Source organism: Rossellomorea oryzaecorticis (assembly GCF_045897515.1).
GTDB lineage: Bacteria > Bacillota > Bacilli > Bacillales > Bacillaceae_B > Rossellomorea > Rossellomorea enclensis.
In genome coordinates this window covers 89,912-109,702 of sequence record NZ_JBJOSA010000004.1, presented here as the reverse complement: position 1 = coordinate 109,702, position 19,791 = coordinate 89,912, and the positions used below count along the sequence as shown (strand labels likewise).

Annotated in this window: 14 protein-coding genes; 13 read left to right on the top strand and 1 reads right to left on the bottom strand. The window is 47.5% G+C overall.

Annotated features, from left to right (window positions below; genetic code table 11):
* The first annotated feature begins 68 nt into the window (after positions 1 to 68).
* The 11 genes from ACKA06_RS06595 to ACKA06_RS06545 all read left to right on the top strand — a co-directional run bounded on the left by ACKA06_RS06595 (position 69) and on the right by ACKA06_RS06545 (position 11,127).
* Positions 69 to 833, top strand: coding sequence for an ABC transporter ATP-binding protein (locus tag ACKA06_RS06595; protein WP_411159309.1), 765 nt, complete (start codon positions 69 to 71; stop codon positions 831 to 833).
* Positions 817 to 1,524, top strand: a complete 708-nt coding sequence (locus ACKA06_RS06590; protein WP_032089223.1) for an ABC transporter ATP-binding protein — start codon at positions 817 to 819, stop codon at positions 1,522 to 1,524. Before ACKA06_RS06595 ends, ACKA06_RS06590 begins: the two co-directional genes overlap by 17 nt.
* A gap of 13 nt (positions 1,525 to 1,537) precedes the next feature.
* Positions 1,538 to 2,398, top strand: coding sequence for a branched-chain amino acid ABC transporter permease (locus ACKA06_RS06585; protein WP_411159308.1), 861 nt, complete (start codon positions 1,538 to 1,540; stop codon positions 2,396 to 2,398).
* A gap of 4 nt (positions 2,399 to 2,402) precedes the next feature.
* The gene (locus tag ACKA06_RS06580; protein WP_052011659.1) at positions 2,403 to 3,401 is read left to right on the top strand and encodes a branched-chain amino acid ABC transporter permease; all 999 of its coding nucleotides are present in this window, start codon (positions 2,403 to 2,405) and stop codon (positions 3,399 to 3,401) included.
* A 13-nt stretch (positions 3,402 to 3,414) separates the two neighbouring features.
* On the top strand, positions 3,415 to 4,425 hold the full coding sequence (locus ACKA06_RS06575) for a 3-oxoacyl-ACP synthase (RefSeq protein ID WP_032089221.1): 1,011 nt from the start codon (positions 3,415 to 3,417) through the stop codon (positions 4,423 to 4,425).
* A 14-nt stretch (positions 4,426 to 4,439) separates the two neighbouring features.
* The gene (gene phaZ / locus ACKA06_RS06570) at positions 4,440 to 5,351 is read left to right on the top strand and encodes an intracellular short-chain-length polyhydroxyalkanoate depolymerase (protein WP_032089220.1); all 912 of its coding nucleotides are present in this window, start codon (positions 4,440 to 4,442) and stop codon (positions 5,349 to 5,351) included.
* A complete protein-coding gene (fabG, locus tag ACKA06_RS06565) occupies positions 5,348 to 6,091 on the top strand; it encodes a 3-oxoacyl-ACP reductase FabG (protein WP_198258301.1) in 744 nt (247 codons plus the stop codon). The genes phaZ and fabG overlap by 4 nt, the downstream gene beginning before the upstream one ends.
* Positions 6,092 to 6,126: 35 nt before the next feature.
* The gene (locus tag ACKA06_RS06560) at positions 6,127 to 7,302 is read left to right on the top strand and encodes a thiolase family protein (RefSeq protein ID WP_411159307.1); all 1,176 of its coding nucleotides are present in this window, start codon (positions 6,127 to 6,129) and stop codon (positions 7,300 to 7,302) included.
* A gap of 282 nt (positions 7,303 to 7,584) precedes the next feature.
* On the top strand, positions 7,585 to 8,664 hold the full coding sequence (locus ACKA06_RS06555; protein WP_411159364.1) for an endonuclease: 1,080 nt from the start codon (positions 7,585 to 7,587) through the stop codon (positions 8,662 to 8,664).
* A 380-nt stretch (positions 8,665 to 9,044) separates the two neighbouring features.
* The gene (locus ACKA06_RS06550; RefSeq protein ID WP_058298217.1) at positions 9,045 to 10,532 is read left to right on the top strand and encodes a class I adenylate-forming enzyme family protein; all 1,488 of its coding nucleotides are present in this window, start codon (positions 9,045 to 9,047) and stop codon (positions 10,530 to 10,532) included.
* A 49-nt stretch (positions 10,533 to 10,581) separates the two neighbouring features.
* The gene (locus ACKA06_RS06545; protein WP_197670648.1) at positions 10,582 to 11,127 is read left to right on the top strand and encodes a GNAT family N-acetyltransferase; all 546 of its coding nucleotides are present in this window, start codon (positions 10,582 to 10,584) and stop codon (positions 11,125 to 11,127) included.
* Between the two features lie 11 nt (positions 11,128 to 11,138).
* On the opposite strand, the gene ACKA06_RS06540 is transcribed toward ACKA06_RS06545, so the two are convergent.
* On the bottom strand, positions 11,139 to 12,314 hold the full coding sequence (locus ACKA06_RS06540; protein WP_411159306.1) for an MFS transporter: 1,176 nt from the start codon (positions 12,312 to 12,314) through the stop codon (positions 11,139 to 11,141).
* A 170-nt stretch (positions 12,315 to 12,484) separates the two neighbouring features.
* On the opposite strand from ACKA06_RS06540, the gene addB reads away from it, so the two are divergent.
* Positions 12,485 to 15,976 carry a helicase-exonuclease AddAB subunit AddB gene (addB, locus tag ACKA06_RS06535; protein ID WP_411159305.1) on the top strand — a complete coding sequence of 1,164 codons (3,492 nt, stop codon included), beginning with the start codon at positions 12,485 to 12,487 and terminating at the stop codon, positions 15,974 to 15,976.
* A complete protein-coding gene (gene addA, locus ACKA06_RS06530) occupies positions 15,969 to 19,739 on the top strand; it encodes a helicase-exonuclease AddAB subunit AddA (protein ID WP_411159363.1) in 3,771 nt (1,256 codons plus the stop codon). The genes addB and addA overlap by 8 nt, the downstream gene beginning before the upstream one ends.
* Positions 19,740 to 19,791: the final 52 nt, after the last annotated feature.

Sequence of the window (19,791 nt, the reverse complement as noted above, 5' to 3'; positions counted from 1 at the left end):
GCGGAACAGGGCATGGAAGCGGTCAGCCTTTTCCTGAATATCAATCCTTAAAAGAATGGGTGATAGATGTGGCGATTTTAGAAACGAAAGATTTAACGATAAAATTCGGCGGCCATACAGCGGTTGATAACGTTTCCTTTACTGTTCCGGAAAAGGAATTCAAATCGATCATCGGCCCGAATGGTGCGGGGAAGACGACCCTGTTTAACTTATTGAGCGGCCAGTTGAAACCGACGGGCGGGGATGTGTATCTGAAAGGCAGGAATGTGACGAAGTTGTCCCCTGCGAAGAGGGCACGGCTCGGTATCGGCAGGTCCTTTCAGATAACGAATGTATTCCCAAATCTGACAGTTTTAGAGAATGTAAGACTGGCAGTCCAGTCCAAGAGGGGGATCCGGTATATCATGCACCGGAATAAAAGCAGCTTCAGGGAGATCATGGATGAAGCCCACCGTTTGATCGGGCTGGTGATGCTCACGAAGAAAACCGATTTCCTTGCCGTGAATCTTGCACACGGAGAAAAGAGAAAACTTGAGATTGCGATGCTGCTCGCGCTCGATACAGAGATCCTGCTGCTTGATGAACCGACGGCAGGCATGTCTTTGGAAGAGGTTCCCGCGATTTTGGATGTGATCCGGAAGATCAAAGAGCAGGAAAGCAAAACGATTGTACTGATCGAACACAAAATGGACATGATCATGGATCTTTCCGATTCCATCATGGTGTTATTCAACGGACGTCTCCTTGCCGATGATCACCCCAAGGAAATCATGAAGAATGAACAAGTGCAATCGGCTTATCTGGGAGGGCTATACGATGAGCACACTGCTTAAAGTGGAGAATATCGAAACGTATATAGGTCAGTATCATATCCTTCAGGGCGTCTCGTTTGAAGTGAAGAAGGGAGAGGTCACCGTACTTCTTGGAAGGAACGGTGCGGGGAAAACCACGAGTCTCAGAAGCATCATGGGCCTGACGCCTCCTTCATCGGGGAAAATCATATATAAAGGGGAGGAAATCCAGGGGCTGCCGACGTTTAAGACTGCTGACAAAGGGATCGGGTATGTGCCTGAAGATCAGGGGATATTCGGGGACCTGACTGTAGAGGAAAATATGAAAGTGGCGATGCGGAAACAGGACGTGGAAACAAAGGACAGGATGAATTGGATCATCGATCTTTTCCCGGATCTAAAGAAATTCTGGAAGAAGGCCGGGGGGAATTTGAGCGGGGGACAAAAGCAAATGCTGTCGATCGCGAGAGCTTATCTGAATGATAACGATTTGATTCTCATTGACGAACCGAGTAAGGGGCTTGCTCCGATCGTTGTGGAAAAAGTGATGGAATCCATCGTTGAAATGAAAGAAAGGACAACAATCCTTCTCGTGGAGCAGAATTTCATCATGGCGAGCAAGATAGGGGACCGGTTCTATATCATCGACGATGGAAAGACGGTCCATGACGGGCAGATGGAGATGCTTGTGAAAGATGACGATATGAAGAAGAAATATCTGGGGATTGCATAAAGGAGGCGGTCATATGGACCTCATCATCAATTTAGCGCTGAACGGCCTGGCGACAGGGATGCTGATTTTTCTGCTGGCAGCCGGTTTGACTTTGATTTTTGGGTTGATGGATGTTTTGAATTTTGCCCATGGAGGATTATTTGCGTGGGGGGCTTACAGCGGTGTGTGGCTTTATGCTTTGACGGACAGTTTTGTCCTGGGGATCATCGGGGCCGTAGTGACGGGGTTGATTCTGGGGATGGTGACCGAAAAGTTCATCATTCAGCCTGTTTACGGGAATCACGTACAGCAGATTCTGATCACGTTAGGGTTCATGCTCATTCTCTCGGAATTATTGAAAGTGGTATGGGGCCCGAATCAATTATCAGCAAGAGCTCCTGAGTACCTTGCGGGCAGCTGGGTGATAGGAGATGTCATCATCATTAAATACAGGCTCTTTATCATTGCAACAGGTCTCTTCATCTTTGGCGTTGTCCAGCTCATTTTGAAGAAAACAAAAGTAGGATTGGTCGTGCGTGCAGGCGTCATGAACAAGGAAATGGTAGAGGCATTTGGAATCAATATCAAAAAAGTTTTCATGTATGTATTTATGGTGGGCTCTGCACTTGCGGCACTGGGCGGGATTTTACTTGCTCCTTATTCAGGTGTGATTTATGCCGAAATGGGAATGGAATTTGCGATCCTTGCGTTCATCGTCGTGGTGATCGGGGGGATGGGAAGCTTTCCAGGATCCCTGTTTGCAGCCATTTTGGTAGGGATGACAGGTTCGTTTATGACCTATTACGTCCCTGAGTTATCACTCGCCGTCAACATGATACTGATGGCACTCGTACTCATTTTCAGGCCGCAGGGATTATTTACAGTAAAGGGGTGAGGTAATGAAAATCCTTCAAAGCCGTTCAAATATGTTTATGGGGATCGCACTTCTTATTTTGGTGCTGTTTCCTTTGTTTAATGATTCAAGGAGCATGATGATCCTGCTGACTCAAATATTCATTTTCGGGATCTTTGCGATGAGTTATGATCTTCTGCTGGGATACACAGGCATCGTTTCATTCGGGCATGCCATGTTTTTCGGAATTGGGGCGTATTCTACAGGGATCTTTTTGGACCGGATGGAACCTACCATGATGTGGTTTTTCATTTCCCTGCTGGCTGGTTTCGCTGTTGCGGGAATCGTCAGCTATATTGTCGGTCTCCTGACCCTGCGCCTCAAAAGCCACTTTTACGCCATGCTGACCCTGGCTTTTGCAGGATTGTTCCTGGTTTTGGCAGAGAAATGGAGGACACTTACATTTGGGAATGATGGATTTACATTCCGGACACCGGATTTCATGAAAGACAGGATGACCTTTTATTTTGCGTGCCTTGCAGTGATGGCCGCGGTGTATTTTATCCTCAAAAGGTTTACACAATCCCCCGCAGGTTCGGTTCTTCAGGCTATAAGGGAAAACGAGCAAAGAGCTGAATCCCTGGGCTTTCACGTCCTTCATTACAAAATCATCGCAAGTGTCATCGCAGGGGTGCTGGCTAGTCTTGCAGGATCGCTTTATGCCATTTCCTTACGCTTTGTGAACACGAGCGTCTTTACAATGGATATCACGCTTGATGCGCTGCTGATGACCATCATAGGCGGGGTCGGCACACTGATCGGTGCAATCATCGGGGCAGGGTTGATTGAGTTTGCCCACCACTGGCTGACGGAACTTGCTGGCACGTATCCGATATTTGAAAGGTGGATCATTTTTTTCGGGATTCTTTACATCCTTGCAGTCATGTTCTTCCCTGCCGGCATTGTCGGATCGCTGCGGAAAATAGGCAGTAAGAAGAAAACAGTGAAGAAACATCGGCCAGAGGAAAAGAAAATAGCAGGATGAGGAGGGGAGCGCCATGACAGTCGGTATACTGAGTACGGGGATTTATTTGCCGGAAGAAACCATGACGGGTCAGGAAATTGCCGAGAAAGCAGGACTTCCGGCAGAAGTTGTCGAAAACAAAATGGGAATAAGAAAGAAAACGGTTCCAGGACCGGGGGACCATACTTGTGCCATGGGAATCAAAGCAGCAAAGTCTGCCATTGAAAAAGCTGGACTGGATCCTAAAGAGATAGATGTTGTCATTTACGTGGGGGAAGAACATAAGGAATATCCTTTATGGACGGCAGCCATCAAGCTGCAGGAAGAGATCGGAGCCTACCGTGCATGGGCGTTCGACACCTCGCTGCGGTGCGGGACGACGATTATGGCGATGAAACTTGCCAAAAGTCTTATGGAAACCGACCCCGACATCAGAACGGTGCTTCTTGCCGGAGGATATCGAAACAGTGATTTCATCAATTATAAAAACGAGAGTACTCGTTTCATGTTTAATCTTGCAGCCGGAGGAGGTGCGATGATCCTTCAAAAAGGATTGAAAAAAAACCTGCTGATGGAGACGGCGATTGTGACAGATGGTTCTTTTTCAGAAGATGTCATTGTCCCGGTAGGCGGCACGGTGGAGCCCCTGACTTCCACCATACTTGCGGAGGATCGTTATTTCCTTGATGTACCGGATCCCGGTGGAATGAAAAAAAGACTGGAACAAAAATCCATGGATAACTTTTTGAAGGTGATCCGGGAATCTCTTTATAAAAGCGGCTATGAAGAAGGTGACATTGGGTATGCAGCGATTCTTCATATGAAGAAATCTGCTCACCATTATGTGCTTAAGGAATTGGGATTGAATGATGAGCAATCGATCTATCTTGAGGACTATGGTCATATCGGTCAATTTGATCAGATTCTTTCACTTGAGCTTGCGGCACAAAGGGGCATTTTGAAAGAAGGCGATGTCGTCGTATTTGTAAGTGCCGGTATCGGTTACGCATGGGGCGCAGCGACAATCATTTGGGGCGAATCCTAAAGGAGGGACTGAAAATGGCAGAGGTTGAAATGAAAAAAGTGCTGCTCGCGAATGGGGAAACAATGGCTTACCGTGAAAGAAATGGAGGTCATCTGCCTGTAGTGCTGGTACATGGGAATATGACTTCTTCAAAACACTGGGATCTGCTGATGGAACGAATGGACCAACGATACAAACTTTATGCGATCGATATGAGGGGATTCGGCGAATCCAGTTATTCACAACCGATTACAGGCATTAAAGATTTATCCCTCGATTTAAAAGACTGGGTTGATGAATTGGGGTTGGAAGAATTTTGCCTCGTCGGGTGGTCGACAGGGGGGGCAGTGGCCATGCAATTCGCCGCGGATCATCCGGGATATTGCGATAAGCTGATATTATTAGCCTCGGCTTCAACCAGGGGATATCCATTTTTCGGTACAAAAGAGGATGGCTCCCCAGATTTAGGAAATCGGTTGACAACGTTGGATGAAGTGAAAAGGGATAAAGGGAAGACCCTTCCGGTGCAGAGGGCGTATGACGAAAATGACAGGGAATTCCTGCGCACATTATGGAATGCGCTGATTTATACGGATTCGCAGCCGGATCCGGTGCTCTATGAGGAATATATCGATGACATGAGGACTCAGCGTAACCTCGCAGAAATCTATCATGCTTTGAATACCTTCAATATCAGTGAGCGTCATAACGGACTGGTGGAAGGAACAGCTCAGGCCGGCTCGATAAAGATACCCGCTCTTGTATTGAGAGGTGACCGGGATTATGTGATAACGAATGCGATGGCCAGTGAGATTGTGGAAGACATTGGTGAGAATGCGCGATTTAAAGAGTTGAAGAATAGCGGTCATTCTCCTTTGGTGGATGACTTGGACCAACTGCTTGAGGCAATCACATCGTTTATGCAGCAAAAGGAGGAAATATCATGAGGCTGGAAAGTAAAGTGGCTCTTATTACCGGAGCTGCAAATGGAATCGGATATGCAGCAGCTGAAGTTTTCATAAAAGAAGGCTGTCATGTTGCTCTCGTAGATTTTGATGAAGAAACAGGGAGAGATAAAGAACGCTCATTGAATGAGGTTGGTGCTGGAAAGGCGGTATTCTTCCAAGGGGATGTGGCGGACCGGCATTCTGTGGACAGTTTCGTCTCAGCAGCCAAAGAACATTTCGGAAAGATTGATATTCTCATTAATAACGCAGGTATCACAAGAGATGGGATGCTTCACAAGCTTTCTGAAGAAAACTTCCAAAAAGTAATCGATGTCAACTTGACCGGTGTGTTCAACTGTACGCAAGCTGTCCTTCCCCACCTGGTGGAAAACGGAAAGGGGAAAATCATCAATACTTCTTCGGTAAGCGGAGTATACGGTAATGTGGGACAGACAAATTATGCTGCAGCAAAAGCAGCTGTGGTAGGAATGACGAAAACGTGGGCAAAGGAGCTGGGCCGCAAAGGAATCAATGTCAATGCGGTCGCACCGGGATTCACTGAAACCGGCATGGTTGCAAGCGTTCCTGTGAAGGTAATCGAAGGGATGAAATCGATGATTCCGCTCGGGAGGCTTGGCAAGCCTGAAGATATCGCAAAAGCTTATCTTTATCTGGCATCCGATGACAGTGATTATGTGAATGGGACCGTCCTTCATGTGGACGGCGGAATCATGATGTAAAAAAATCGTACAACAATGAAAGGGGAAGAGCAATTATGAGAAACGTAGTCATCACATCGGCCCTTCGTACACCGGTTGGAGCATTCGGGGGAGCATTCAAAGATTTACTGCCGACAGATTTGATTGTACCTGTCATGAAGGAAGCGGCGAAACAAAGCAAACTGGATTCGAATGAGATCGATGAAGTGATCCTCGGCCATTGTATCCAGCGCACCGATCAGCCGAATACGGCCAGGACGGCAGCGCTGCTTGCAGGCTTTGCCGATACGACAACAGGCTTCACGGTTCAGAGGCAGTGTGCAAGCGGGATGCAGGCCATCATCTCGGCCGCCATGCAGATCCAGACAGGGTTGTCGGATATTGTTTTGGCAGGGGGAGTGGAAGCCATGAGCTCCAGTCCGTATATATTAAAACAGCACCGTTTCGGCCAAAGGTTACAGCATGGTGAGATCCGTGATTCGGTATGGGAAGTGCTAGAGGATCCAATTCACGGCATCATGATGGGGGAAACAGCAGAAAACCTTGCAGAATCTCATGATATTTCACGTGAAGAACAGGATCAATTCGCCATGCTGAGCCACCAAAGAGCGGTGAATGCCATCGAAAAGGGACATTTTGACTCGCAAATCGTTCCGGTTACGGTAAAGGAACGAAAAGGGGAAAAGGTTATCGATACGGATGAAGGTCCGCGTCCGGGACTGTCTGCTGACAAACTTGCTAAATTGAAGCCTGCATTCAGGGAAGGCGGGACTGTGACAGCAGGCAACTCTTCCAGTTTGAACGACGGAGGAGCAGCACTGATCCTGATGAGCGAAGAGGAAGCAGAAAAAAAAGGGCTGGAGCCGCTTGCACGGATTACGGGATACTCTGTTGCGGGTGTTGATCCTAAGATCATGGGCATCGGCCCTGTACCGGCTGTTCAAAAGGGTTTACATAAAGGGGAATGGACATTGGATGAAATTGATTTGTTCGAAATCAATGAGGCATTCGCCGCACAGTATCTCGCTGTTGAGAAGGAGCTGGGCCTTGACCGTAATAAGGTGAATGTGAATGGAAGCGGCATCAGTATCGGGCATCCAGTCGGATGCACCGGTGCACGCCTCGCCGTCTCGCTTGTACATGAACTGAAGAGGCAGGATCTCAAGAAGGGGATTGCTTCTTTGTGTGTAGGCGGAGGCATGGGGGCATCTGTTTTGATTGAACGTTTATAAGTCTACTATGGGGAAGCGCCGTCGAAGAACAGGACGGCGCTTTTATTTGTGTGATAACACCCAATTCCCTCCAACCAGGAGTGCTTTTATCCTAACCCGGCATGGTCGGTTTTACTTATTCTTGAAAATTTACATTCATTTTACCCTTTTTCAAAATTTTATATTGTACGCTAAAGGTATACCAGCATTAAGGAGGCGTTACGTTTGAAAAAAGTTTCAGGCAAGCTGATCAGTATCCTTACCTTGTCCGTCCTCGTTTTATTAAGCTGCAGCGGCGTACAAGTGGACAAGACAGATGCAGCAGGAAGCGGTACGTGGGATTCACCTTATTCTGTAAGCCAGGCAATCGTAAATCAGACAGGTTCAGTCCATTCAGTCGAGGGCTACGTTGTTGGGCAGCCAACCTCGGAGTCATCTGTCGTGACAGAGAACTTCCCGAATGATTATGCACTGGCTCTGGCTGATACGCCATCGGAAACGAATGTCAATGAAATGATTTATGTACAGATCCCTTCTTCATTCCGTTCGAACTACGGTCTCAGAAGCAATCCGTCACTCATGGGGGAAAAGCTGAAAGTTACGGGAAGCCTGACAGATTACTTCTCTCATCCAGGTGTGAAGTCGACTTCTGCTTTTGAAGAAGCAGCAGGGGGAACCGACCCTTCTGATCCGCCAGCCTATGAAGAATACTATTCAGCTGCAGATGGAAAAACAGGATCCGCCCTTAAAACGGCGCTGCACGAGATCATCGATGATCATACCACGCTATCCTATAGTGAAGTGTGGACAGCGCTTCGGAACACAGACGAAGATCCGGCCAACTCAAACAATGTCCTTCTGCTATACTCCGGCCGCTCACAATCAAAGACGACGAACGGCGGCGGTGTGGACGACTGGAACCGGGAACACGTCTGGGCGAAGTCACACGGTGACTTTGGCACTGCCCAGGGACCGGGAACAGACCTTCACCATCTCCGCCCCACCGACGTGACGGTCAATTCCACCAGAGGGAATCTCGACTTTGACAATGGAGGCACCGAACATAGTGAAGCTGCCGGAAATTACTATGACGGAGACTCCTGGGAGCCCCGTGACGAAGTAAAGGGCGACGTTGCCCGCATGATTTTCTACATGGCAGTCCGCTATGAAGGAGACAGCGGTGAAGTGGATCTGGAGTTAAATGAAAATGTGAATAACGGAAGTGCACCCTATCACGGGAAAATGTCCGTTCTACTAGAGTGGAACGAGGAAGACCCGGTAGATTCCAAGGAAATCCGCCGCAATAATATTATTTATAAAGACTATCAAGGAAACCGGAACCCATTCATCGATCATCCGGAATGGGCGGAGATGATTTGGTAATAGTTCAGATTGAAGTTTGGCACCCGGGGGAGGAAGATGTCCCCCGGGTTTTTTTATCGGAAAATGGTAGTTCATGAGGGGGAAAGTCTATTTTTTACTGATCATTTAATCCCTGTGGAACTCCCGCTCAGATGATTGAAGGGCGGCAGCCTGAGCCGGCTCGTCCCTTCCTTAATTGTGCTGCTTTCAGGATTATCGTGCTTGAATCCATATTATGGTGCCAATTCCCCGCTAATTGTGCCTGCTGTCGAAAAGTATCCATCCCATTATCTCTGCAGTACCCTGAATCCCTTCCATTATTGAGCGCCTGAAAAACCTGTAACTCATTTGTAACTCCCCTTCCCTAAAATAAATCCTATCCAAACCAAGGAGGAGATGACATGGGAATGGTGACGGATTGGCTGCAGAAGCGATCGATCATTTCTCCTGACAGAGTGGCGCTTGTAAATGGAGCCACCAATGAAATGATTACGTACCGCTCACTTGATGCAAGAGCTGCAAAGTGGGCTTACTATATGAAAGAAAAAGGAATAAAAAAAGGCGACCGCGTTGTCTTTATATGTAAAAATCATCCTGTCTGTTTTGAATTGCTGTTTGCCTGCAGTAAAATAGGCGCGATCTTTGTCCCGTTAAACTGGAGATTGTCTGCTGCTGAGATCGAATCGCTCATCGGGGACTGTTCGCCTGATCTGGTTTTCTATCAAGCTGACTTTGAGCATGGGTTCAATGCGGTGCTGAAAGGGCACCGGGCGGAAAGAATAGACGAAGCGGCAGAAGAAGCGTACAACGGAGTGGAACTGGTTTCTGAAATCATTCGGGATAAAGATGATCCGTGGGTCATGATTTATACCGGAGGGACGACCGGCAAGTCGAAGGGTGTCATCCTTTCCTATAGATCAATTAACGCGAATGCCCTGAATACGGTAATCAGCTGGAATCTGACTGAAGAGGATGCGACAATCACGTATCTCCCGACCTTTCATACCGGAGGGCTCAATGCCCTGTCACTGCCTATTCTCATGGTCGGAGGGAAAGTGGTGACTTCTGAACGATTTGTGCCGCAGCAGGCAATCGATATGCTGAACCATCATGTATGTACGATTGTCCTGCTGGTGCCCACGATGTATCACGATCTCTTGGAAGAAGAGGACTTCGAATATGCTTCTTTTCCGAAGATGAAGGTGTTTTTATCGGGGGGAGCACCATGTCCGGGAAAGGTCTATGATGCCTTCAAAGCAAAAGGAATCCATTTTAAAGAAGGGTACGGGCTGACCGAAGCGGGACCGAATAATTTCTATATCGACCCCGGTAAAATGAAGAAGGGGTCGATTGGGAAATCGATGATGCTCAATGAAGTGAAGGTTGTGGACCAAGAGGGGAAATGTGTGAAATATGGAGACGTAGGCGAGCTCCTTCTCGGTGGAGACCATCTTTTTAAAGAATACTGGAATATGCCGGAAGAAACAGCTGCGGTGCTTAAGGACGGCTGGCTACACACTGGGGATTTGGCAAGAATCGATCATGAGGGTGATTATTATATCGTCGGCCGAAAAAAAGATATGATCATTTCAGGGGGGGAAAATATTTATCCACAGGAAATCGAACACTGGTTATGTGAACACCCGTCCATTTCAGAGTGTGCCGTCGTAGGGATGCCGCATGAAAAATGGGGAGAGGTCGTGACCGCCTTTATGAAAATCCGTGAAGGCAGAATGATGACGGGCAGTGAAGCAAAGGCTTATTGTCTTGAAAAATTCGGGGCATTCAAGATACCCAAGCAGTATCACTTTATCGATGACATACCTAAAACAGATGTAGGGAAAGTGAATAAAAAACGTTTAGTGGAAGGTTTTTTACGCACCCAATAAAGGAAAAACCGCATACTCTCTCGAATATTGTTAACTCGAGGTGATCACAATGAAATCATTACTTACTGGCCAACACATCCATTTGACAAGTTTGAGCGAAGACGATGCGGGTCTCCTGATGAAGTGGAGCAGAAATGAAAAGCTTCAACGGCTCTTGGACGCCATTCCATACAAACCGAAGTCTGAGGATGAAGTGAAGAAATGGATAGGGGGAGAAGATCAAAGTACCCGCCTGTTCGCTATCCGGTTAAAAGACAGCGGGCGCTTGATCGGATATGCCGAACTTGACGGGATACTCTGGGCGCACCGGGTCGGCGGGCTATCGATACTAATCGGTGAGGAAGAATATCAGGGCAGGGGATTAGGCAGGGAAGCGATGGAATGTCTGCTGGATTTTTCATTCCATGAACTCAATTTGCATCGTCTCCAGCTGACTGTGTTTTCTTATAATACACATGCCATCCGTTTGTACGAAAATCTAGGGTTCACAAAAGAAGGCAGTTTCCGCGAATTTTTGCAGAGGGACGGAAAACGCCATGATATGTATTTATACGGAATGCTGGCAGATGAATGGCAAAATAAAAAAGAAGGATGAACTCCTTCTTTTTATTTTGCCCCTCCGCTATCTTCTTTAAATCGGCCGCCGCCCCTGATAGTCAGAAGGCTCCCCAGGAGAATATTCACTGTGTAACACAAGACCAGCAATGCCAATGACTGTAAATACCCCAATTTCATCGCCGCGAGAGGAGCAAGACTGGTCCCGCCCAGTAAGATGAACGAGTATAGGCTCAGTGCCTGGCTCCTTTCACCCTTGCTGATATCCCCGATCAGGGTGATGACTGTCGGGATCAACAGGGAGATCGAAGAGACAAATAGAATGGAAGAAGTCATCAAAAAAAGCGGATGGACCGTATAGTAGTAGATATATGATATGACAAAAGACAGAATGGCAATTGCAAATCCAATAAATAATGTTTTATAGGCCCCAACCTTTTCCAGCAGCCTTCCTGTATAGAGAGAGAGTACAACACCGATCAGACCTGTAAGTCGTGTTTGTAAAAGGAGGTCGTCTTTTCCAGAAAGGAACCTTGTCAAACTGTCATAATACACGACAAAAGAAGAGAGAAGAGTAAATACAATACCATAAAGCATAAGAAGCTTCCTGTTTTGCAGGAGCCTGAAAAGGATAATTGCCGGCTGCCTGTCGTAATTGTATGCAGAAACAGGAGTCCCCGGCAATATTTTCTTCCCCATGAGGAAAAGGAAGAGATACATAATGGAAAAGAATATGAATACAGCCGTCCAATGGCTGATGCCCGTGATCCACTCGCTTACTAACTGACCAAGGATGCCCGCGAAAAGAAACCCCGAATTGATCAAGGCGAGGAGAAGTGTCCTCCTTTTTCCTTCAAAAAGGTCGTACGTATAAGAGAAAGCCACCGGTGCAAAGCTTCCCAGACAAAACCCCTGCAGCCCCCGAGTAAAGGATAAACTCCAGGAATCGAAGGAAAACATGACCAGTGCAGTTGAGAGGGCTGAAACAAGCATGCCTAACACTAATATTTCCTTCTTCCCGAACCGGTCAGCTATATTGGCGAATGTCAATAAACCGCAAGCGTAAAAAAAAGTAAACGAACTGCCGGCAACAACGACTGATTCTGAAGGGATTCCTAATGAGGAGGCTATCTCACCGTAAATAGGGATGAATGTATAGATATTGCATGCAACCATGATGCCCATGCTGACAAGTAAAATAGAAATCAATTTAAAAGAGATCTGCATAATCACGCTCACCTGCCTTCTTTACTCTATGCGGAAGCTCCCAAATATTTTCATGATAGAATGAAGCAGGATGGATTTGCTCAGAGAGAGAATGGTTTATAATGGACCTATACAAAAATTCAAGCAACCTGTTGGTTATCATAGAAATACATAATTAAAGGAGTGAGAGCATGGCTGTCAGATTTATACTGGGACGGGCAGGTACCGGCAAGAGCCACGGAATGCTGTCAGAGATAAAAGAAAAGCTGCGCGGGCAGCCGAACGGAAAGCCGATCATTTATCTGGTGCCCGACCAGATGTCGTTTATATCAGAATATGAATTGGTCAACACTCCCGGATTGAACGGGATGATACGTGCGCAGGTCTTCAGTTTTACGAGGCTGGCATGGAAAATCCTCCAGGAAACAGGGGGGATGAGCCGTTATCATCTCTCTAGCGTCGGTTTGAATATGCTGATCAGGAAAATTATCGAAGAGAAGAAGGATGATCTCCGCATCTTTTCGAAGGCGTCTGAGAAAACGGGTTTCATTGATCATGTTGAGACGATGCTGACAGAATTCAAGCGGTATTGCGTGAAGCCCCAGGAGCTTGAGGCTTTCAACCGGGAAGAAGGCCAATCCAAGGTTTTAAAGGATAAACTTCATGACCTTGAACTGATCTATGAGAATTTCGAAGAGAAGCTCATGGGTAAATATATAGATTCAGAGGATTATTTCCAGCTCCTTGCGGATAATGTGAGGAACTCTGAGCTTCTTAAAGATGCAGAAATCTATATTGACGGTTTTCACAGCTTTACGCCGCAGGAATATCTCATCATTGAACAGCTGATCACACACAGCAGGGAGGTCACAATCGCCCTGACTGCTGATTCAAGTCAGCAGTTCGGACCGATGAATGAGCTGAGCCTGTTCAGGATGACGAACGAGACGTATGATACCCTTCAGGAAATCTGCAAAAGAACCCGCCAGCCGGTCGAAGAGCAGGAGTATATAAAGCCTATACGCTTCAGGAGCGGCTCTATGCTGCACATCGAAAGACATTTTGAGGAACGGCCTGCTGTTGTTTATACCGGCGGGGATGCACGTGATTCCATTCAGTTCCTCGAGGCGGCCAACCGCCGTGCGGAAATCGAGGGGATTGCGAGGGAAATCAGGAAGCTTGCACGGACTGAAGGTTACAGGTACAAGGATATAGCGGTACTCGTCAGGAACAGTGCGGATTACCGCGATAAGATTGAAACGATATTCCAAGATTTCGAGATTCCTTTTTTCCTTGATCAGAAAAGGACGATGCTAAATCACCCATTGATTGAACTGATCCGGTCGACACTCGAGATCATGAATTCCAACTGGAGATATGAACCAGTATTCAGGGCTGTTAAAACGGATTTGTTATTTCCCTATCAGAAGGACCCATCCGAACTGCGCGAGCAGATGGACCGTCTCGAGAATTATGTTCTTGCCTACGGGATACAGGGGGAACGATGGACGGGTAAAGAGCGTTGGAAATACCGTCGCTTCAGGGGCCTGGAGCACGTCGATGCCCCTCAGACAGACAGGGAGAGGGAGCTTGAGCATGAAATCAATGAGCTCAGACTGTTCATTTCGGCACCGATTGTCCGGCTGGGCAAAAGGCTGAAGAAGCAGCGGACCGGAAGGGGATTCTGCGAGACGCTTTATCTTTATCTTGAAGAACTTGATATTCCTGCAAAGCTTGAACGCTTGAGGATACAGGCTGAAGAACGCGGGGATCTCGTTGCTGCCAGGGAACATGATCAGGCATGGAGTGCGGTCATTGAATTGCTTGACCAGTATGTGGAGATGCTCGGGGATGAGGAAACGACTGTTAAGAAATTCGCCTCCATTCTGGACGCGGGTATGGAATCGATGAAGTTCTCGCTTGTGCCGCCGGCGATCGATCAGGTCATCATAGCCGATCTGGAAAAGTCCAGGCTTGCTGATATCAGGGCTGCGTTCATGATCGGCATCAATGACGGGGTCCTTCCGGCAAAGATGGGCGAGGAAGGCGTTTTATCGGACGAAGACAGGGAGGCAATGCTCCAAAGAGGATTCAAGATTGCACCGACGAATCGGACAAAGCTGCTGGATGAAGAATTCGTCGCGTATAAAGCATTCACAACCCCGAGTGAAAGGCTGTATGTCAGCTATCCGATAGCAAATGAAGAAGGGAAGGCACTCCTTCCTTCATCGCATATTAAAAGACTGAAAGAGATGTACCCGGAAGCGGCTGAGAAAATGCTGGTCAATGAGCCTTCAGAACTCCCGGAAGAAGAGCAGCTGCATTATGTATGCCACCCGAATGTCACGATATCGCACCTGACTTCCCAGCTTCAGCTGAAAAAAAGGGATTATCCGATATATGATTTCTGGTGGGATGTGTATAACTTTTATGCCGGCTCTGCAGAGTGGAAGTGGCAGGCACAGCATATCCTGACCAGCTTGTTCTATGAAAATAAAGCGGAGAGGCTGACTGAAGAAACGAGCAGGGACCTTTACGGCGAGCAGATCCTTGCGAGTGTATCCAGGATGGAGCTCTTCAACAGCTGTCCTTTCTCCCACTTCGCCAGTCACGGACTGAAGCTCAGGGAAAGGGAATTCTTCAAGCTTGAGGCGCCTGATATCGGCGAGATGTTCCATTCCGCCCTAAAATGGATATCGGATGAAGTGGAGAAACACGGGCTTACCTGGGCAGGACTCACGAAAGCCCAATGCCTGCAGCTGGCCAGGGACGCAGTGAGGATGCTGGCTCCCAAGCTGCAGCATCAAATCCTGCTAAGTTCAAACCGCCTTCATTATATTGCAAAGAAGCTTGAACACATCATCGGCCGTGCAAGCCTCATCCTGAGTGAGCATGCGAAGGCGAGCGGATTCGTTCCAGTCGGGGTGGAACTTGGATTTGGACCGAATGCAGAACTGCCGCCGTTTCAATTCCAATTGAAAAATGGCACGAAGATGGAATTGCAGGGACGGATTGACCGGGTGGACAAGGCTGAAGATGAAAGCGGGGTGTATCTCCGCATCGTGGACTATAAATCGAGTGCAAGGGACCTTGATGTAACCGAGGTGTATTATGGACTTGCCCTTCAGATGCTGACGTATCTCGATATCGTATTATCACATTCGAAGCAATTCGTCGGTAAGGAAGCCAAGCCTGCAGGAGTATTATATTTCCATGTCCATAATCCGATGATCAACAGTAAAAAGATATTGACTCTGGATCAGATAGAGAATGAAATCTTCAAGAGCTTCAAGATGAAAGGGCTCGTACTCGGGGACTCCGACATCATCCGTTTGATGGACAGGACCCTTGAATCAGGTAATTCCGATATCATTTCAGCAGGAATTAAAAAAGACGGGACTCTTTCATCAAGGTCCAAGGCGGCTTCGAACGAAGATTTCCATTATATGCGCAAGCATGTACGTAAAGTGTATGAAGATGCAGGCAATCAGATCGTCACCGGCGCGGTGGATATAACACCTTATAAACTTAAGGACAGGACACCGTGCCAATTTTGTTCATACCGTCCTGTCTGTCAATTCGATCAGGCCCTCGAGGAGAATGAATACAGGGTTCTCCGGGCGGCTAAAGCAGATGATCTGCTTGCAAAATTAAGAGAGGAGGGAAAGGATGAAAATGAGTAATAGCAACATTCCGGTAAAACCCGAGGATGTCACCTGGACGGACGATCAGTGGAAAGCAATCTGGGCCAAGGGGCAGGATATACTCGTTGCTGCAGCTGCCGGTTCCGGTAAAACGGCGGTTCTTGTGGAACGAATCATACAACGCATCCTTTCTGAAGAAGACAGGCTGGATGTCGATGAGCTACTAGTCGTAACGTTCACAAACGCATCCGCTGCTGAAATGAGGCACCGTATCGGCCAGGCGATCGAAAAGGCAATCGATGAAGAGCCCCACTCCACACATCTCAGAAAGCAGCTCAGCCTGTTGAATCGTGCTTCGATTTCGACATTGCACTCTTTTTGTCTTGAAGTGATCCGGAAATATTATTATCTGATCGATGTCGATCCCGGGTTCAGGATCGCAGATGAAACAGAGGGTGATCTGCTCCGTGACGAAGTGGTTGATGAATTATTTGAAGATGAGTATGGAAAAGAAGACAATACGGCATTTTTCAGGCTTGTGGATACCTATACTAATGACCGCAGTGATGGTGCCCTTCAGGAGATGATAGGAAAACTGTACGACTTTTCACGATCCCACCCGAATCCTGAAAGATGGCTGAGGGATCTGACGGAGATGTATGACATCAGTGAGGAAGCAGACATCGATTCACTATCTATCGCAGATCCGCTGAAAGTCGATATCGGTTTACAGCTTCAAGGTGCGCGCACTCTATTTCAACGGGCGCTTGATTTAACGAAAGTCCCGGGAGGTCCGTCACCAAGGGCCGTGAATTTCGAAGATGACCTCGAGGTAGTGAATGGTCTTATACTGGCAGCTGAGGATTCATGGAATGCCCTCTATGAGAAAATGCAGACCCTTCATTTTACGAAACTTAAGCCGTGCAGAGGTGATGAATTCGATAAAGATCTTGCAGATGATGCGAAAAAACTCCGTGATCAGGGGAAGAAAATGCTTGAGAAACTGCATGAAGAATTTTTCATGAGAAACCCGCAGTCTTTTTTGGCGGACATGAGGAAAATGAAAGACTCCATCCAGACTCTCTCCGAACTCGTCATTGAGTTCGGGCGCCGCTTCAAGGCTGTAAAAGAAGAGCGTGGCCTTGTTGACTTTGCAGACCTGGAGCATTTCTGCCTGGATATCCTGAGGGATCCGGCTGAAAGCGGGAAGATTCAGCCGTCGGAAGCAGCACTGCAATACAAACAAAAATTCAAAGAGGTCCTCGTGGATGAGTATCAGGATACCAATATGGTTCAGGAATCCATTCTCCTTCTAATAACAGGTGAAGAGGAACATTCGGGAAACAGATTTATGGTTGGGGATGTCAAGCAGTCGATCTACCGTTTCCGTCTGGCAGAACCGAATTTGTTCCTGACCAAGTATAACCGCTTCCTTCCTGAGTCGGGTGAAGCAGGATTGAGGATTGATTTGTCGCAAAACTTCAGGAGCCGTAAAGAGGTTCTTGATGGCACAAACTTTTTATTCAAACAGATCATGGGCATTTCAGTGGGTGAAATGGAGTATAACAAAGAAGCGGAACTCGTGAAGGGTGCACCTTATCCGGAAGATAGGGGATATCCTGTCGAGGTGGCCCTGATCGATCAGGAAACCCCTGAAAAAACCCCTTCCCAGGCTGAAGATGAGTCTTTATCTGTTTTTGATGAAGAAGATATTGAAAAATCTGTGCTTGAAGCAAGATATATGGCCGGGAAAGTGAAAGAGATGATTGAAGGAAGAAGCCCTGTATTTGATCCGAAAACAAAAACAGAGCGTCCGATACAATACAAGGACATCGTGATCCTGCTTCGGTCTATGCCGTGGGCAGCTGAGATCATGGAAGAATTCAAACGCCAGGGCATCCCGATTTATGCGAATCTTTCCACGGGATATTTCGACGCAACGGAAATTTCCATTATGCTCTCGCTCCTTAAAGTGATCGATAATCCATACCAGGACATCCCGCTTGCATCGGTCCTCCGTTCCCCGATCGCAGGCCTGGATGAAGAGGGGCTCGCAAGCATCCGTATTCACTCAAAGGCGGGCAGCTATTATGAAGCGTTAAAGAAATTTTCCGAAGAGAAGCCTTCACGGTCCAGCGAGGAAGAGACCTTTGAGAAAGTGAAGCTCTTCCTTTATCAGCTGGACGGCTGGAGAACAAGGGCGAGACAGGGATCGGTGACAGAGCTGATTTGGCAGCTGTACCGCGATACCAGGTTTTACGACTATGTCGGCGGCATGGCGGGAGGTAAGCAGCGTCAAGCCAATCTCCGCGCGCTGTATGACAGGGCACGCCAGTATGAATCGACAAGCTTCCGCGGGTTATTCCGTTTCCTGAGGTTCATTGACCGCATGAGGGAACGGGGAGATGACCTCGGGGTGGCAAGGGCGCTGAGCGAGCAGGAAGATGTGGTCCGATTGATGACCATCCACTCCAGTAAAGGGCTGGAATTTCCGGTCGTTTTTGTGGCTGGTACGTCCAAGCAATTCAACTTGATGGATTTGAATGCTTCGTATTTGCTGGACAAGGACCTCGGTCTGGCAAGCAAATATACAGATCCTGATAAGAGGATTAGCTATCCTTCCCTTCCGCAGCTTGCTTTCAAGCGAAAGAAAAGGATGGAAGCCATTTCTGAAGAAATGAGGGTATTGTATGTGGCACTCACACGGGCCAAAGAGAAGCTGTTCCTGATCGGTACGGTAAAGAGCTTCGAGAAATCCGTGAAGAAATGGAAAAGTACCATGAAAGAGAGCGGATGGCTGCTTCCTGATTATGACCGGGCCGGTGCTTCATCTTATCTTGATTGGATAGGCCCTGCTCTTGTCCGTCATTCTCACTGCATCGAAATCCATGAAGGGGAACTGGGAGGGACCGGGCAAAACGAAGACATACAACTTCACCCTTCCTGCTGGAATGTGACAAAGATTCACAAATCCGACTTGAACCCTGAACAGGATGCCCCTGAGGAAATTGAAGATGACTGGAGAAAAGCAGTCAGGGACGGCAAAAAGGTTGCATCAGAATCTCTTCATAAGGAAGAGGTGTTTGAACGCCTTCTATGGAAATATCCCAATATGCGCGCAGCCAGCCTGCGTTCAAAACAGTCGGTGTCGGAATTGAAGCGAATGTATGAAATAAGGGATGAATCCGCAAGTGTCGAGCTGCTCAGACGCCAGCAGAAGCCTGTTTATAACCGCCCTGCTTTCATGCAGGCAAAGGAGCTGTCACCTGCAGAGAAAGGGACGGCCATGCATACGGTCATGCAGCATATTTCATTTGAAGATGGCAAGCCGGATGAAGAGGCAGTCTCATCCCTATTGGAGGAGCTCGTTCAAAAAGAGATCATGACCGAGGAACAGCGAAAGTCCATTTCCGTCAGGAACATCCTTCGGTTCTTTGACAATGAACTGGGTGAGAGAATGGTGAAAGCAGATGAGATCCAAAGGGAGATCCCATTCAGTATGAGTGTTCCGCTGAAAGAAATTTCTGATACGGGTGAAGAGGCTGTGGAGGAAACCATCCTTGTGCAGGGTGTGATAGACTGTGTTTTCAGGGATGAAAACGGCCTTGTTCTCTTGGATTATAAAACAGACGGCATACATGACAGGTATAAAAACGGATTTGAAGAAGCGAAAGAAATACTTGAAAACCGCTATAAAGTGCAAATTGAGCTCTATACAAGAGCACTTGAATCAATATGGAAAGAATCAGTATCCGAAAAATACCTCTACTTCTTTGACGGAGGTCATTTACTGGAGTTGTAGCAGAAAAGCCGCCGCGGGATGGAATCATCCTGTGAGCGGCTTGTTTGATCTT